The following is a 15,307-nucleotide window of genomic DNA, read 5'->3' as shown; positions in this document are numbered from 1 at the left end:
CGCGTCCATCAGGTCAGGCCCAGTGCCGGCATCAGGTAGTAGAAGGCGAACACCGACGCCACGACGTACATCGCGGCCGGGATCTCCTTGCCCCGGCCCGCCGCCAGGCGCAGCACCACAAAGGTGATGAAGCCCATGCCGATGCCGTTGGTGATCGAGTAGGTGAACGGCATCATCACCATCGTCACGAAGGCGGGGATGGCGAGGGTGTGGTCCGCCCAGTCGATCTCCTTGACCGAGCCGGCCAGGATCAGGAAGCCGACCGCGAGCAGGGCCGGGGTGGCCGCCTGGGACGGGACCATGGTGGCGACGGGGGTCAGGAACAGCGCGACGGCGAACAGCGCGCCGGTGACGACGTTCGCCAGGCCGGTACGGGCGCCCTCGCCGACGCCCGCCGTGGACTCCACGAAGCAGGTGGTGGCCGAGGAGGAGCTGGCGCCACCGGCGGCCACGGCGATGCCGTCGACGAAGAGGACCTTGTTGATGCCGGGCATCTGCCCCTGCGCGTCGGTGAGCTTGGCCTCGTCGCTGACGCCCATGATCGTGCCCATGGCGTCGAAGAAGCAGGACAGCAGCACGGTGAAGACGAAGAGGACGCCGGTCAGCACGCCGACCTTGCCGAACCCGCCGAACAGGCTGACCTCGCCGACCAGACCGAAGTCGGGGGTGGCGACGGGGTTCCCGGGCCACTTCGGCGTGGTCAGGCCCCAGGACGGCACCGTGACGACGGCGTTGATGACGACGGCCAGGACCGTCATCGCCACGATCGAGATGAGGATCGCGCCGGTGACCTTGCGGACGATCAGCGCGAGGGTGAGCAGGGCGCCGAGGACGAAGACGAGCACCGGCCAGCCGTTGAGGTGCCCGTCGCCGCCGAGCTGGAGCGGGACGGTGGTGTGGGCGGCGTCCGGGATGCGGGAGACGAAGCCGGAGTCGACGAGGCCGATCAGCATGATGAACAGGCCGATGCCGATGGAGATCGCCTTGCGCAGGCTGTAGGGGACGGCGTTCATGACGCGCTCGCGCAGACCGGTGGCGACGAGCAGCATCACCACGAAGCCGGCCAGGACCACCATGCCCATGGCGTCCGGCCAGGACATCCGGGGGGCGAGCTGGAGGGCGACGACCGAGTTCACGCCGAGGCCGGCGGCGAGCGCGATCGGTACGTTGCCGATGACGCCCATCAGGAGGGTCGTGAACGCGGCGGTGAGGGCCGTGGCCGTGACGAGCTGGCCGTTGTCCAGCTGGTGTCCGTACATGTCCTTCGCGCTGCCGAGGATGATCGGGTTCAGCACGATGATGTACGCCATCGCGAAGAAAGTGGCGAGACCGCCGCGGACCTCGCGGGCGAGGGTGCTGCCCCGCTCGGAGATCTTGAAGTAGCGGTCGAGCGCGCCGGACGCGGGCGCGCCGCCCGGCTGGTCGGGCGCGGGAACCTTGGCGGGGGCCGAGGTGGACATGCGGGACCTCATCACCAGCGGACTTCCCCCAAAGTGCCGTTGGAGTTTCATACGAACGGAAGTGGTCAGAAACAAACTGTTTCAGTATGAACATATGAGGTTGGTAGCGCCATCTCCGCGCGTAGATGTGATCGCCTCGTAAGCTGTCCCCATGGCGAAGTGGACACCACAGCACGAGGCGCCGGAGCCCCTGGAGGGCCCCGTGGTCGCCACCATCATCGGCGGCACGATCGTCTGGTTCGTCCTCTTCCTCGTCCAGCTCCCCTTCTACGGCTGGTTCGACGACCACGGTCACCTGTGGTGGCTGTGGACCTGCCTGGCCGGGGGCGGGCTCGGGCTGATCGGCATCTACTACGTCCGCAGGCGGGATGCGGCGCTCAAGCGGGACGCGGCGCTGAAGTCGGCCGTGGAGTAGCCCCCGTACAACCACCGCACGACATCCGTCCTCCCCTGGTCTGATCTTCCGCGTCCTCAGCGGGTGCGGTCCCAAATCCGCACGTACCGTCGGATGCATGACGCATATCGACGCGGGCGCCGAACTCGACCCTGTGCACCCCGTGCCGTACCCCTCCGCCCCGGCGACCGGCCTGACCGCCGCCGAGGTCGCGGAACGCGTCACGCGGGGGCAGGTCAACGACGTGCCGGTGCGCAGCAGCCGCTCCACCGCCGAGATCGTCCGCGCCAACGTCTTCACGCGCTTCAACGCGATCATCGGCGTCCTCTGGCTGATCATGCTGTGCGTCGCACCGATCCAGGACGGCCTCTTCGGCTTCGTGATCCTGGCCAACACGGGCATCGGCATCATCCAGGAGTGGCGGGCGAAGAAGACCCTGGACTCGCTCGCCGTGATCGGCGAAGCGCGCCCGACCGTACGGCGGGACGGCACCGCCGCCGAGGTCTCCACCGGCGACATCGTCCTCGACGACCTGATAGAGATCGGCCCGGGCGACAAAGTCGTCGTCGACGGCGTCTGCGTCGAAGCAGAGGGACTGGAGATCGACGAGTCGCTGCTCACCGGCGAGGCCGACCCCGTCGTCAAACGCCCCGGCGACCAGGTGATGTCCGGCAGCTTCGTCGTGGCCGGCGGCGGTGCCTTCCAAGCCACGAAGGTCGGCCGCGAGGCCTACGCCGCCCAGCTCGCCGAGGAGGCGTCCCGCTTCACCCTCGTCCAGTCCGAACTGCGCACCGGCATCTCGACGATCCTGAAGTACGTGACGTGGATGATGATCCCGGCCGCGATCGGCCTGGTCATCACACAGCTGGTCGTGAAGGACACCGACCTCAAGGGCTCCGTCGCCCGGACGGTCGGCGGCATCGTGCCGATGGTCCCGGAGGGGCTCGTCCTGCTCACCTCCGTCGCCTTCGCGATCGGCGTCATCCGGCTCGGCCGGCAACAGTGCCTCGTGCAGGAGCTGCCCGCCATCGAGGGCCTCGCCCGCGTCGACACCGTCTGCCTCGACAAGACCGGCACCCTCACCGAGGGCGGCATGGACGTCACCGAGCTGCGCCCGCTGGGCGGCAGCGACGAGTCGTACGTACGGAAGGTGCTCGGGGCGCTCGGTGAGTCCGATCCCCGGCCCAACGCCTCCCTCCAGGCGATCATCGAGGCCTACCCGGACACCGACGACTGGCGCTGCACCGAGTCCCTGCCGTTTTCCTCGGCCCGCAAGTACAGCGGCGCCACGTTCAGCGAGGGCGACGGGGAGAGCAGTACGTGGCTGCTGGGGGCGCCCGACGTCCTCCTCGCCGCCGACGACCCCGCCCTCGCCGAGACCGACCGGCTCAACGAACAGGGCCTACGGGTGCTCCTGCTCGCCCGTAGCTCAGGCGACCTCGACGATCCCACCCTCGGCAAGGACGCGGAGGCCGCCGCCCTCGTCGTACTGGAGCAGCGGCTGCGGCCGGACGCCGCCGACACCCTGCGCTACTTCGCCGAGCAGGACGTCCACGCCAAGGTCGTCTCCGGCGACAACGCGGTGTCGGTGGGGGCCGTGGCGGGCAAGCTGGGGCTCGACGGCAGCACGGTGGACGCGCGCCGGCTGCCGACCGACGAGCAGGAGATGGGGCAGGCCCTGGACGAGGGGACCGTGTTCGGTCGGGTCAGCCCGCAGCAGAAGCGGGACATGGTGGGCGCCCTGCAGTCGCGCGGGCACACGGTCGCGATGACCGGCGACGGTGTGAACGACGTCCTCGCCCTGAAGGACGCCGACATCGGCGTGTCGATGGGCTCGGGCTCCGAGGCCACTCGGGCCGTCGCACAGATCGTGCTGCTCAACAACAGCTTCGCCACCCTGCCGTCGGTGGTGGCGGAGGGGCGGCGGGTGATCGGGAACATCACCCGGGTGGCCACGCTGTTCCTGGTGAAGACCGTCTACTCGGTGCTGCTGGCCCTGCTGGTGGTGTGCTGGCAGGTGGAGTATCCCTTCCTGCCCCGGCACCTGACCCTGCTGTCCACCCTCACCATCGGCGTCCCCGCCTTCTTCCTGGCCCTCGCCCCGAACAAGGAACGGGCCCGGCCCCACTTCGTCCGGCGGGTGATGCGGTACTCCATCCCGGGCGGCGTGGTGGCCGGCGTGGCGACCTTCGCGACGTATCTGCTGGCCCGCCACCACTACACCGGCAGCGGCGCACTGGACGCGGAGACCAGCGCGGCCACGCTGACGCTGTTCCTGATCTCGATGTGGGTGCTGGCGATCATCGCCCGGCCCTACACCTGGTGGCGGATCGCGCTGGTGGCCGCGATGGGCCTGGCGTTCCTGTGCGTGCTGATGGTGCCGTGGTTGCAGCACTTCTTCGCGCTGAAGCTGGTCGGGGTGATGATGCCGTGGATCGCGGTGGGCATCGCGGCGGTGGCGGCGGCCACCCTGGAAGTGGTGTGGAAGTGGGTCGACCGCCGCTTTCCGGTGTGAGCCGGCCAGGCCCTCTTACTGCACGTCGACGAAGTCGCCCGCAGTGGTGATCGCCGGCGTGGTCGAGGTGCCCGCGAAGCTGTAGCGGAAGTAGCCGTCGGTGGACGCCTTGACGGTGGTGCTCAGGCTGCCCGTCGAGTTCGTCTTGATGGTCTTCAGCGTGGTGTAGGTGTTGGTGCCCTTCTTGCGGAACTGGAGCTTCACGGGCTGGCTGGTGTAGCCGTGGTACTTGAAGTCCTCCCAGTTGGCCCGGGCCAGCTTGCCCGTGATCGTGATGGTCCTGTCCTTCCGCACGGGCTCGGGCGAGGCGTTGACCGTGAGGGTCGAGTTGCGCTGGACCCGGTGGGTGGCCTGGTAGTCGTTCCAGTAGACGTTGGCCTCGTCACCGGAGAGCACACCCGTCGTGACATGCCAGGTGCCCGCCAGCATGTTGGCGTACAGGTTGTAGCCCGGGGTGGCGGTGATGGTGAGCTTGCAGGTCGACGTGGTGGCGTTGACGGCGGTGCAGTCGGCGGCTGCCGCGTCGGACACCAGCGCACCGTCGTACTCGCCCTCCGCGGGGCCCGCACCGTGCCACAGGTCGATGTAGGCGTCGGCTATGCCGCTGGGGTGGCTCGCGGTCACGGAGACCGTGAAGGTCTTGGCGTAGGTGGTGCCCACGACGATGTTCTTGCCGCCGTTGATGGTCACCTTGGACACCTTGGGCAGCTCGTCGGGCCGCACCCCGCTCACCGAGGACTTCCCCGGCGAGACGCCGAAGCGCTCGGCGGCGGTCGGCTTGGACGGGACCGTGTCGCCCTGCGGGCCGGCCTGTGCGGCCGGCACGGCGAGGGCGGAGAGGGCCAGGGCGCCCGAGACGGCGGCGACGGTGACACGAATGCGCATGTTCCCCCATTCAACAGGGGCCCCGCCGGGCGTCGTTCGCACGACTCTTGATCACGTCGGGGCCCGAATGATCGCGGAATCCATTGACTCCGACTGATCAGATACGTGGCGGGGGTGAAGGGTTGTACAAGAAGTGAAGATTTAGTGGACGGAACTTTACGGCCGTGCGGCGCCCACCGGTGTGACCCGGCGGGCACCGGCAGACGGTCAGTCGAACCAGCGGTCCCGCGCCAACTCCTGTGTCCGGGACGGGTCCTCCAGCAGGGCCGCCACCTCGAAGCGGCGCGGCCACTGACCCGCCGCCCAGGCGAGACCCGCGGCGACGCCCTCGAGGGTCGAGGCGTGCAGGACGCCGTCGTTGGTGAGCCGCCAGTCGATCTCCACGCCGTCCACGACGAGTTCCTCGTGCTCGACGTACGTGGCCGGGGTGAGCGGCCCGAGCAGCACCCGCACCGACTCCGGTACGTCGTGCTCGGTGCCCTCGGAGTTCACCTCGCCGGTGACGGACTCGCTCAGCCGCCGCACTTGGAACAGCTCGGCCAACTCGGCGGCCCGCGACGGCCGTACGGGCAGCAGCGGGACGCCCGTGGTGAACGGCAGCAGGTCGGGCGAGTCGACGACCACGGCGTCGGCCGCGTCCACGACCTCCACGCGCCCGTCGACCACGGCCCGCAGCTCCTCCGGCAGGGTCACCTGCTCGGGGTCCAGCTCGGCCAGCGCGCCGTACAGGCCGTGCAGTTGGGCGGCGGTGACGGGACGCTCCGGGTCGGCGAGCCGTTCGAGCAGCTCGGCGGCTCCGCCGGGCTCGTCGAGCAGCGCGGCCACGGAGGTACGTACCCCCAGGGCCCGCAGCACCTGCTCGTCGTCGAAACCGGTGGCGTCGGCCTCCTCGTACAGCCCCCGCAGCAGGGGGTCCCCGCCGGCGGCGAGCAGACCGGCCGGCCGACGGCCGTCGAGCACCGGGTGCCCGCGCAACCACCATGCCGTGTACGGCCGTACGACCTCGTGGGTGCCGTCGGGAAGCAGGATGCGGACCGGCTGGGTGAGGGCGTCGCGCAGCGGCGGCTGGGCGAGCAGGGCAAGGGCCTGGGGCCAGCGGTCGTCGTCGACGAGGTCGAGGTCGCGCACGGCGACGAGCTCGGTCGCCACCGGCGGTACGGGCGTGTCCGGGAACCGGTCGAGGATGTCCTCGCACCACACGTCGACGGCGTCGAGCAGCCCGGCGTCGTCGGGCTCGGCGAAGTCGCCGTCACGGGGTTCCAGTTCGTCCGGGTCGAGAACGACATCCGTGGCGCGGACCAGGGCGAAATCGGCGAGCACACCGCAGGCGGCCAGCGGCTGTTCACCCCACTTCTCGGCCAGCTCGGCGTCCACGGCGGCCAGTTCGTCCTCGCGGATGACCTGGGCGAAGGGGCTGCCGGCCAGGACGAGTTCGCCCGCCGGGGACAGCTCGCCGTCCTCGTCGGGCAGGGCGAGGGCGCCGAGCCAGGGTTCGTCACCGGGTTCGAGGCCGGCGTCCCGGACCAGGGCGAGGACGGTGTCCGCGAGCTCCTCGGCGTCCGGGGCGTCCTCCTCCCAGCTCACCCCGCCCTCGTCGTCGAGGGAGGCGGCGACGGCGGCACGCACCTGCGGGGTGGTGAGAACGGCACGCGGGGTCGCGGGCAGGGCGCCGAGCTTCTCCAGGAGCGGATGGGCGGCGTCCGGATGGGCGACCTTGAGGCCGAGCCGGGCGAGGACCTCCGGATCGATACGGGCCGCGTCCGCGGTGGGCAGCAGCACCTGCCGGGGCCCGATGGTGGTCCGCCCTCCCCCAGTACCAAACGTCTGGGAGGTGCCCCCAGCGAGCGGCACGGGCAGCCCGGAGAGCCGGTCGGGATCGACACCGGCCAGGCTGTCGTAGAGCCGGTGCCACCACTCCGGAGCCTTCTCCAGCCCGGCCAGCCGGTCGATCGCGTCGGTGAGCGGCACCCGGGCGACCCCCAGCGTGCGCAGCTCCACCCGGCGTTCCAGCCCGGCGGGCAGCAGGGTGGGCAGCACCTCGGCGAGGACCCGCACGGTGTCGACACCAGCGCCCTCGACGACCTCGGCGTCCCGGGGCCGCAGGGACTCGGGCAGGTCGTCGCCGTCGTCCTTGCCCGGCTCGACGGCGGGCGGCAGGAACGAGGTCCGCGGCAGCCGCTCCAGGATCGCCCGGCGCAGCGCGCCGTCCAGCTCCCCCTTGCCCAGCGGCCCGGGAACGAGGTCGATGATCCCGGCGGACACCGGCCGCCAGTCCCCGAGGAGTTCGGCGTACGCGTCCGCCGCCCGCTCCACGAGGAAGTCAGTCAGCGGACCGGGCGCGGCATGGCGCCGAGTGGTGTCCAACGGGAAGGACGCGATCAGCAGCGCGGGCACCCCGAGCGGCTCGTCGCTGGGAGTCGGGGCGTGCACGACGGGGCTCGTACGAGGCCGAACCGGGCTCCCGTCCGAGTCCACAGGCACGGCCCAGGTGACCGACCAGTGGGGCCGCAGCCGCTCCTCCACGGGCCGGTCGGCGAGGAGCTCGGCCGCGAGCGCCCCGTGCGCGGCAGCGGTACGCCAGTAGTTGATCCCGTCCCGGGAGTCGTCCACGACGGTGAAGGCACCCTCGGTGCGCCGCCCGATGGTCCGGGGACTCCCGTCACCGACCTCGACGACAACCTCCTCGAGCCCGGGAAGGGCAAGCAGAAGCGCGTCATCGACGGAGTGGAGCAGCCGCTCGGCGAGATCGGCGGCAGCGGCGTCACGCAGTGGAAGGATGACGACGGTGTCGTAGGTCTCCGGGGCGCTCCCCTCGGCGGCGAACGGCAGCCGCAACAGCGGCACGTGCCCGTCACGGCGCCGGATCTCGTCACCGAGCCCAGGACTGTGCCGAGCGGTGTCGGCGGCCAGCTCCCGAGCCTCGGCAAGCGACCACCGCACCCCACCGTGCCGCCCGATGACGGCGGGCTCATCGGTCACGGCGAGCACAGCGGCGAACCCGACCCCGAAACGCCCGACCGCGCCCTCACCGGTGTTCCTCTTGGCCGAGGCGCGCAGGGTGGCGAGCGACTCGACACCGGCCGCGTCCAGGGGCGCACCGGTGTTGGCGGCGACGAGGACCCCGTCCCGAAGGGTGAGCCGTAGCCGCCCGGGGACACCGGCCCGGGCCGCCGCATCAGCGGCGTTCTGAGCGAGCTCCACGACGAGCCGGTCCCGATAGCCACCGAGGACCAGATCCTCCTCGGCGTTGGCGTCCTCGCGGAAGCGGGCGGGGCTGGTGGCCCAGGCGTCCAGGACACCGCGCCGCAGTCGCGCCGTCCCGAACGGATCGGCACCCTCGGCAGCCGGCCGCACGAACTTGCTCACGTTCACTCTCCTCATCGGCGTGGGACGAAGGTACCGCCCACACGGCACGGACGCGCCGCCCGCCCGCCGTCACCGGCTCCGCCGAAGAGAGCCGTTCGTCAGCCCTGGACCGCGTACGTAAGGAAGTCCGCCCACGCAGTCCGGGTGAGTGCGAGCCGGGGCCCCTCGACGTGCTTGGAGTCGCGGACGTGGACGGTGCCGGGGGTGGCGGCGATCTCGACGCAGGAGTCGCCTTCGCTGCTGCTGCTGTAGCTGCTCTTGAACCACGCCAGGTCGGAGGCGCCCCCGGCCGAGGACTTGCGGATCATGATTCCCCCAGCAGTTGCTCGATGAAGGCCGTCGACTCACGCGGAGTGAGAGCCTGCGCCCGGATGATGCCGTAGCGCAGCTCCAGGCTCGGGCTCACCATTCCCGCGCCCGTCACGGTCACCGTCCTGCCCACCGACCTCACCGAGACGAGTCCCGTCGAACGCCGTGTGGACACACTCCTGCGCCTTCAGACCGCTGAGCACGACGCCATCCTTCTCGCCGTCGAGGCACAGAGCAAGAAGGACCCCGACAAACCGGCGAACTGGGCCTACTACACCTCGTACCTGTGGACCAAGTACCGGCTGCCCACCGCGCTCGTCGTCGTGTGCCAGGACCGGGCCACCGCCGAGTGGGCCCAGCGACCGGTGGCCAGCGGGCCTCCCCAGCTCCCCACTCTCACCCTGCGGCCCGTCGTCCTGGGGCGGCACAACATGCCGGTCATCACCGACCCGGCCGAGGCCCGCGCCGACCTCGCGCTGGCCACCCTCTCCGCCATCACCCACGCGGCAGACCCGGACATCGCTGCCATACCGAAGGCACTCTCCGCCGCCCTGCGGGAGGCACCCCAGGATCTGTCGATCATCCTTGCCGAACTCACCGCGCAGGGCTTGGGCAAGCGCCCGTCCGCGCAACAGTGGAGGAACCTGATGGCCGCCGACCTCTCCTTCTTCAAGTCCCCGCTCTCCGAGGAGATCCGCGACGAGGGCCGCGCCCAGGGCCGGGCCGAGGACATCCTCCGGCTCCTGGAACGCCGCGGTGTCGAAGTGCCCGCCGAGGCCCGCGAGCGGATCACCGCCTGCGACGACCTCGACGTGCTCGGCCGCTGGTTCGACCGGGCCGTCACGGCCACGACCGCCGACGAGGTCTTCACGGACGCGTAGCCGGACGCCCAGGACTCTCAGGACTCCCTACGAGTGCCCCAGCTCCGCCGCGTCCTCGTCGGCGACCGCCGGGACCGACCCCGAGTCCGCCGCCGGACGCAGCGGGAACGGGTCGACCCGGGTCTCGTCGATCACCGGCGGAGCCGGCCGGGGCGGCTTCGGCATGACCGCTGCTTCGGAGTGGCCGCCGCAGCCGTACGCCAGGGAGACCACACGCCCGTCGGCCGGGGCGAACTCGTTCGCGCAGATACCGAAGGCCTGGCTGAGCGAGCCCCCGATGGGGACGAGGAAGGCACAGCTCGAACAGGCCGCGGGGGCCGCCTGGGCCATCGGCGTCTTCGGGCCGAACGCCTCCTCCCAGCGGTCGGCGGCGATGTGGAGGCCGTAACGGGAGAGGACGCGGGCGCGGCGCAGGCCGAGCTCCTCGGCCACCGCCGCGATGGAGCCCCGGACCGGAGCCGTCGTGAGGTTCGAGGGCGGCCCCGCCGTCACCTCCGCGTCCTCCGCCTCCGCCAGCTCCGCCATCTCCGCCGAGACGGCCGAGTCGGGCAGGGGCTCGTCCCCGCCGGAGTAGCCGGGCTCCAGACGCAGGTCCTCCGCGTCCGTGGGGAGCAGATCACCGGGACCCATGTCCCCAGGACGGAGCCGCTCGCTCCACGGCACCCACTCCGGCGCGAGCACGGCGTCGGGGCCGGGGAGCAGGACCACCTCGTCGAGGGTGACGATCTTGGCGCGGGAGGCACGGGCGACCGTGGCGGCCCAGCGCCAGCCGCGGTACCCGAGCTCCTTGCACTCGAAGAAGTGCGTGACAACGCGATCGCCCTCGGACACCAGCCCCACATGCTCGCCGACGACGCCGGGCGCCGCGGCCTCCTCGGCGGCGGCGCGGGCGAGGTCGACGGCCTCGGCGCACAGGCGGTCGGGGGTGCGGCTTCGCGTTGTCGCTGCGCTCACAGGTATCGCTTCTCTCCTACGCCGTCTCTCGGTGCGCCGGCCTGAAGGCGGCGGGTGCGGACGGAGCGGACCAAGGGACCGCGTCGACGTCCGCGCCCGATCGCGCTCGGGCACGCCTTCTGTCATCCATTCTGCGGGATGCCGGGGAGGCGCGCGGCCGAGAACAATCGCCACGGCGCGCTACGCACGCTACCTGTTCGCCGCCGCTCGGCCTACACCGACGGGCTTCTTCACCCCTTCTCGAAGATCCCCGTGCCGCTTCCCGCCACATTTGTGCGCTGTTTCACGCCGGAACGGCACCGAATCCACAACCAAGCTCTGCCGAAACCCCCGCCCGGCCACCCCGGCCCCCCGACGAAACCCCACCCCCATCCGCGCGCACACCGCACTACCCGCGCCCATCTCGGGGCACTATGACGGAGTGGCAGCCGCGAGGACACCCCAGGGCGCCACCGGGATCGGTGGGGACAAGGGGTACAAGGGGAGCAGCCGGGGAAACGGTTCGGGCCGGGTCGGCGGGGCCGTCCGGGCGCTCGGGCGTGCCCTGCACTTCCCGTTGACCGGCACCGCGCGCGGCATCCGCAAAGCGACGCACGCGCACGGAGCGGGCGAGTCCGGCCTCGGCAAGCTGATCGAACTGCACGGGGTGAACGGCGCCGGCGATGTGATGATCACGGTCGCGCTCGCGTCGACCGTCTTCTTCTCCGTGCCCACCGACGAGGCCCGCGGCCGCGTCGCGCTGTACCTCGCGATCACCATGGCCCCGTTCACGATCCTCGCCCCGGTGATCGGCCCCCTGCTGGACCGTCTGCCGCACGGCCGGCGCGCCGCGATGGCGGGCGCCATGTTCGCCCGTGCCCTGCTCGCTCTGGTGCTCTCGGGCGCGGTCATCACGGGCAGCATCGAGATGTACCCGGCCGCGCTCGGCGTGCTCGTCGCGTCGAAGGCGTACGGGGTGGTGAGAAGTGCGGTCGTGCCGCGGCTCCTGCCACCCGGCTTCTCGCTCGTGAAGGCCAATTCCCGGGTCACGCTGGGCGGGCTCCTCGCCACCGGGGTGGCCGCTCCCATAGGCGCCGGGCTCCAGGCGATCGGCCCGCGCTGGCCGCTCTACGGCGCCTTCGTGATCTTCCTGGCGGGTACGTTCCTGTCGTTCTCCCTGCCGCCGAAGGTCGACTCGGCCAAAGGCGAGGACACCGCCCTGCTCGCGGCGGACGAACAGCACCTGCACGGACCGCACCGGCAGCCCGTCAAGCGGCCGGGGCTGCGGACGGTCGGTATCGCCGTCACCCACGCCCTGGGCGCCAACGCGGGGCTGCGCTGTCTGTCGGGCTTCCTGATCTTCTTCCTGGCGTTCCTGCTGCGCGAGCATCCGCTGACCGGTCAGAGCGCGGCCGTGTCGCTGGGGATGGTGGCGGTCGCGGCGGGCGTGGGCAACGCGCTCGGCACGGCGGTCGGGGCGTGGCTGCGGACCCGTACACCGGAGATCATCATCGTGACGGTCGTCGCCGTGGTGCTGGGCGCGGCGATCATAGCGGCAGTCTTCTTCGGAGCGTTCCTGGTGGCGTGCCTGGCGGCGTTCGCCGGGTTCGCGCAGGCCCTCGCCAAACTGTCCCTGGACGCGCTGATCCAGCGGGACGTGCCCGAGCTGGTGCGCACCTCGGCGTTCGCGCGTTCCGAGACGCTGCTGCAGGTGGCGTGGGTGCTCGGCGGCGCGATCGGTATCGCGATGCCGCTGAACGGCACGCTGGGCCTGTCGGTGGCCGCCGGCATCGTGGCCATCGCCTGGGTGACGACCGTACGGGGGCTGCTGCGCTCGGCCCGGCTCGGTGGGAAGGCTCGGACCCGCGTGGCCTAGGGCCTCTCGTTTGGATCATGCCGGGCTCGCGGGGTCCGGCCTGATCCAAACGAAAGACCCTAGAGCGCCACACGCCCTGACACACAGCGATGCCGCACCCCACGTAGGGAGCAGGGTGGACGTGCCCGATAGCCTTCGGCCATGACCTCGATGCAATCCGTGTCTGTGCGACGCCGCCGCGCCGTCGCCGCCGCCGGCGCCGTTTCCGCCGGACTGCTCGTCCTGTCGGCCTGCGACAAGCCGACGCCGACGTCCACGATCACCGTCGGTCGCTCCTCGGTCAGCGAGGAGGCCACCTGCGGTGGCGAGGGGGACACCCTCAAGGCCGCGGATCTGGCGAAGTGCCTCAAGGACTCCGCCGGCGTCAAGTCCATCTCCGTCGACCCGGACGAGACGGTGCGCATCGGCGTCGACCCCGATGTCGCCGACAAGCGGTGGACGATCCTGATGAACGGTCAGCAGCTGACCGAGGACAGCGCCAAGACCTACCGCGAGATCCCGGGCAGCGTGTTCTTCAACGCCCAGTACGGCGCGCAGGGCAACTCCACGCTGGTCTCCATCCGCGCGGGCGACGGCAAGAAGGAGAGCCAGACGGTCACCGGTCTGTGGACCTTCAAGCTCAAGAAGGACGACTGATCGCTGCCGCTGGCCTTCGGGTGCTGGTCGCCACCGCGGTTCCCGTGGAGCGGGACGCGGTGGCGCAGGCCTTCGCTGCCCCCGGTCGTGAGGTGCGGCTGCCCGGCGTGACCCTGCACCCCGTCGGCGAGGGGTTCGACCTGCTCGCCGGCGGCGTGGGCCCCGCGCTCGCCGCCGCCTCCACCGCCACCGCCCTCACCGCGGCCGCCCTCGACGGCGCCCCCTACGGCCTGGTCGTGTCGGCCGGGATCGGCGGCGGCTTCCTCCCCGAGGCCCCGGTCGGCTCCCTCGTCGTCGCGGACGCGATCACGGCCGCAGACCTGGGCGCGGAGACCGCCGAGGGCTTCCTGCCGGTCACGGACCTGGGCTTCGGCACCGTCACCCACCGGCCACCGGATTCACTCGTACGGGAGACCGCGGCCGCCACGGGAGCGCGTACCGGCGCCGTGCTGACCGTCTCGACGGTCACCGGGACCGCCGAACGGGCCGCCGCGTTGCGCGCCCGTCACCCCGCCGCCCTCGCCGAGGCCATGGAGGGCTTCGGGGTCGCCGAGGCCGCCGTCGCGCACGGTGTGCCCGTGCTGGAGATCCGCGCGGTGTCCAATCCCGTCGGCCCGCGCGACCGCGCCGCCTGGCGCATCGGCGACGCGCTGGCGGCCCTGACCGGGGCCTTCGGGAAGCTCACGCCCGTACTGGAAGGTTGGAAGTGGCATGACCAGTGAGCCCCTGCGGATCGCGTACTCGCCCTGTCCCAACGACACCTTCGTCTTCGACGCCCTCGCCCACGAGCGCATCCCCGGCGCGCCCGCCCTCGACGTGACCTTCGCGGACATCGACGTCACCAACGGCATGGCCGAGCGCGGCGAGTTCGACGTGCTGAAGGTGTCGTACGCCGTGCTGCCGTACGTCCTCGGCGACTACGCGCTGCTGCCCTGCGGGGGCGCGCTGGGCCGGGGTTGCGGGCCGCTGGTGCTGGCGCGGGAGGAGGGAGTGGACCTCACCGGTCGTACGGTCGCCGTGCCGAGCGAGCGGTCGACGGCGTATCTGCTGTTCCGGCTGTGGGCCGCGGACACGGTTGGAAACAAGGCGGGCGGGCCCGCAGGGCCCTCGGTTGAGGGTGGTGGTGGGCGACGGGCGGGCGGGGTCGGCGAGATCGTGGTGATGCCCTTCCACGAGATCATGCCGGCGGTACGGGACGGAAAGGTCGACGCGGGCCTCGTCATCCACGAGGCGCGGTTCACGTACCAGAACTTCGGGCTGCACAAGCTCGCCGACATGGGCGAGCACTGGGAGGGCACGACCGGGCTGCCGATCCCGCTGGGCGCGATCATCGCGAAGCGGTCGCTGGGGGCCGACGCGTTGCGGCTGCTCGCGGACTCGATCCGGACGTCCGTGCGCGCGGCCTGGGACGACCCCGAGGTGTCCCGCCCGTACGTCATGGAGCACGCCCAGGAAATGGATCCGGCCGTCGCCGACCAGCACATCGGGCTGTACGTCAACGAGTTCACCGCCGACCTCGGCGAGGACGGCTACGCGGCGGTCAGGGGACTGTTGACACGCGCGGCGGCCGAGGGACTGCTTCCGCCCCTCGGCCCGAACGCACTCGACTTTCCGTGACCGGCGCCGACGGGTTCTACACGTCCAGCTGGTCGGCGACCGCGCGCAGCAGGCCCGCGATTTTCTTGCCGGAGACCTTGTCGGGGTAGCGGCCCTTCTCGAGCATCGGCGTGATGTTCTCGAGGAGGGTCGTCAAGTCCTGCACGATGGAGGCGAGTTCGTCCGGCTTCTTGCGCTGGGCGGCAGCGACCGAGGGCGTCGGGTCGAGGAGGGTGACCGAAAGGGCCTGGTCGCCGCGCTGACCTGCGACGACTCCGAACTCCACGCGCTGTCCGGGCTTGAGCGCCTCGACTCCGGCGGGGAGGACCGAGGAATGGACGAAGACGTCACCGCCGTCGTCGCGGGAGAGAAAGCCGAAGCCCTTCTCACTGTTGAACCACTTGACCTTGCCGGTGGGCACGTCTGTCCTCGTCCTCGTACTCGTCGGAAAACTGC

General features: G+C 71.3%; 12 protein-coding genes and 2 pseudogenes. 7 read left to right on the top strand and 7 right to left on the bottom strand.

Annotated features, from left to right (window positions below):
• Positions 1-8: 8 nt before the first annotated feature.
• Positions 9-1,460 carry an NCS2 family permease gene (locus AC067M_RS10675; RefSeq protein ID WP_478696636.1) on the bottom strand — a complete coding sequence of 484 codons (1,452 nt, stop codon included), beginning with the start codon at positions 1,458-1,460 and terminating at the stop codon, positions 9-11.
• 151 nt (positions 1,461-1,611) lie between these two features.
• On the opposite strand from AC067M_RS10675, the gene AC067M_RS10670 reads away from it, so the two are divergent.
• Positions 1,612-1,875 (top strand): DUF2530 domain-containing protein, encoded by a 264-nt coding sequence (locus AC067M_RS10670; RefSeq protein ID WP_478696635.1) that lies wholly within the window; start codon positions 1,612-1,614, stop codon positions 1,873-1,875.
• Between the two features lie 97 nt (positions 1,876-1,972).
• Positions 1,973-4,369, top strand: coding sequence for a cation-translocating P-type ATPase (locus AC067M_RS10665; protein WP_478696634.1), 2,397 nt, complete (start codon positions 1,973-1,975; stop codon positions 4,367-4,369).
• 15 nt (positions 4,370-4,384) lie between these two features.
• On the opposite strand, the gene AC067M_RS10660 is transcribed toward AC067M_RS10665, so the two are convergent.
• The 4 genes and pseudogenes from AC067M_RS10660 to AC067M_RS10645 all read right to left on the bottom strand — a co-directional run.
• On the bottom strand, positions 4,385-5,254 hold the full coding sequence (locus AC067M_RS10660; protein WP_478696633.1) for a DUF5707 domain-containing protein: 870 nt from the start codon (positions 5,252-5,254) through the stop codon (positions 4,385-4,387).
• Positions 5,255-5,461: 207 nt separating this feature from the next.
• On the bottom strand, positions 5,462-8,620 hold the full coding sequence (locus AC067M_RS10655; RefSeq protein ID WP_478696632.1) for a sacsin N-terminal ATP-binding-like domain-containing protein: 3,159 nt from the start codon (positions 8,618-8,620) through the stop codon (positions 5,462-5,464).
• 98 nt (positions 8,621-8,718) lie between these two features.
• Positions 8,719-8,928: a DUF397 domain-containing protein gene (locus AC067M_RS10650; RefSeq protein ID WP_478696631.1), complete on the bottom strand. Its 210-nt coding sequence runs from the start codon at positions 8,926-8,928 to the stop codon at positions 8,719-8,721.
• Positions 8,925-9,014, bottom strand: a pseudogene (locus tag AC067M_RS10645) (transcriptional regulator); the annotation flags it as partial. The pseudogene AC067M_RS10645 and the gene AC067M_RS10650, both read right to left, overlap by 4 nt.
• Here AC067M_RS10645 and AC067M_RS10640 point away from each other — a divergent pair.
• A pseudogene (locus tag AC067M_RS10640) lies at positions 9,007-9,810 on the top strand (RpnC/YadD family protein); the annotation flags it as partial. The pseudogenes AC067M_RS10645 and AC067M_RS10640 overlap by 8 nt on opposite strands.
• A gap of 27 nt (positions 9,811-9,837) precedes the next feature.
• Here AC067M_RS10640 and AC067M_RS10635 read toward each other — a convergent pair.
• The gene (locus AC067M_RS10635) at positions 9,838-10,764 is read right to left on the bottom strand and encodes a DUF3027 domain-containing protein (RefSeq protein ID WP_478696630.1); all 927 of its coding nucleotides are present in this window, start codon (positions 10,762-10,764) and stop codon (positions 9,838-9,840) included.
• 421 nt (positions 10,765-11,185) lie between these two features.
• Between AC067M_RS10635 and AC067M_RS10630 the strand changes: the two genes are divergently transcribed.
• The 4 genes from AC067M_RS10630 (at position 11,186) to AC067M_RS10615 (ending at position 14,872) form a co-directional block, all read left to right on the top strand.
• Positions 11,186-12,619, top strand: coding sequence for an MFS transporter (locus AC067M_RS10630; RefSeq protein WP_478696629.1), 1,434 nt, complete (start codon positions 11,186-11,188; stop codon positions 12,617-12,619).
• A gap of 150 nt (positions 12,620-12,769) precedes the next feature.
• Entirely contained in the window at positions 12,770-13,255 is a 486-nt protein-coding gene (locus AC067M_RS10625) for a DUF2771 domain-containing protein (protein ID WP_478696872.1), read from the top strand.
• 20 nt (positions 13,256-13,275) lie between these two features.
• Positions 13,276-13,977, top strand: a complete 702-nt coding sequence (locus AC067M_RS10620; protein ID WP_478696628.1) for a futalosine hydrolase — start codon at positions 13,276-13,278, stop codon at positions 13,975-13,977.
• Positions 13,967-14,872: a 1,4-dihydroxy-6-naphthoate synthase gene (locus tag AC067M_RS10615; protein ID WP_478696627.1), complete on the top strand. Its 906-nt coding sequence runs from the start codon at positions 13,967-13,969 to the stop codon at positions 14,870-14,872. The genes AC067M_RS10620 and AC067M_RS10615 overlap by 11 nt, the downstream gene beginning before the upstream one ends.
• 16 nt (positions 14,873-14,888) lie before the next feature.
• Here AC067M_RS10615 and AC067M_RS10610 read toward each other — a convergent pair whose 3' ends face one another.
• Positions 14,889-15,272, bottom strand: coding sequence for a cold-shock protein (locus AC067M_RS10610; RefSeq protein ID WP_478696626.1), 384 nt, complete (start codon positions 15,270-15,272; stop codon positions 14,889-14,891).
• Between the last annotated feature and the right edge of the window lie 35 nt (positions 15,273-15,307).

This window comes from Streptomyces sp. NPDC043427, from assembly GCF_056436655.1.
Note: the sequence above shows the minus strand (reverse complement) of the source record. Positions and strands in the feature narration are given on the sequence as shown.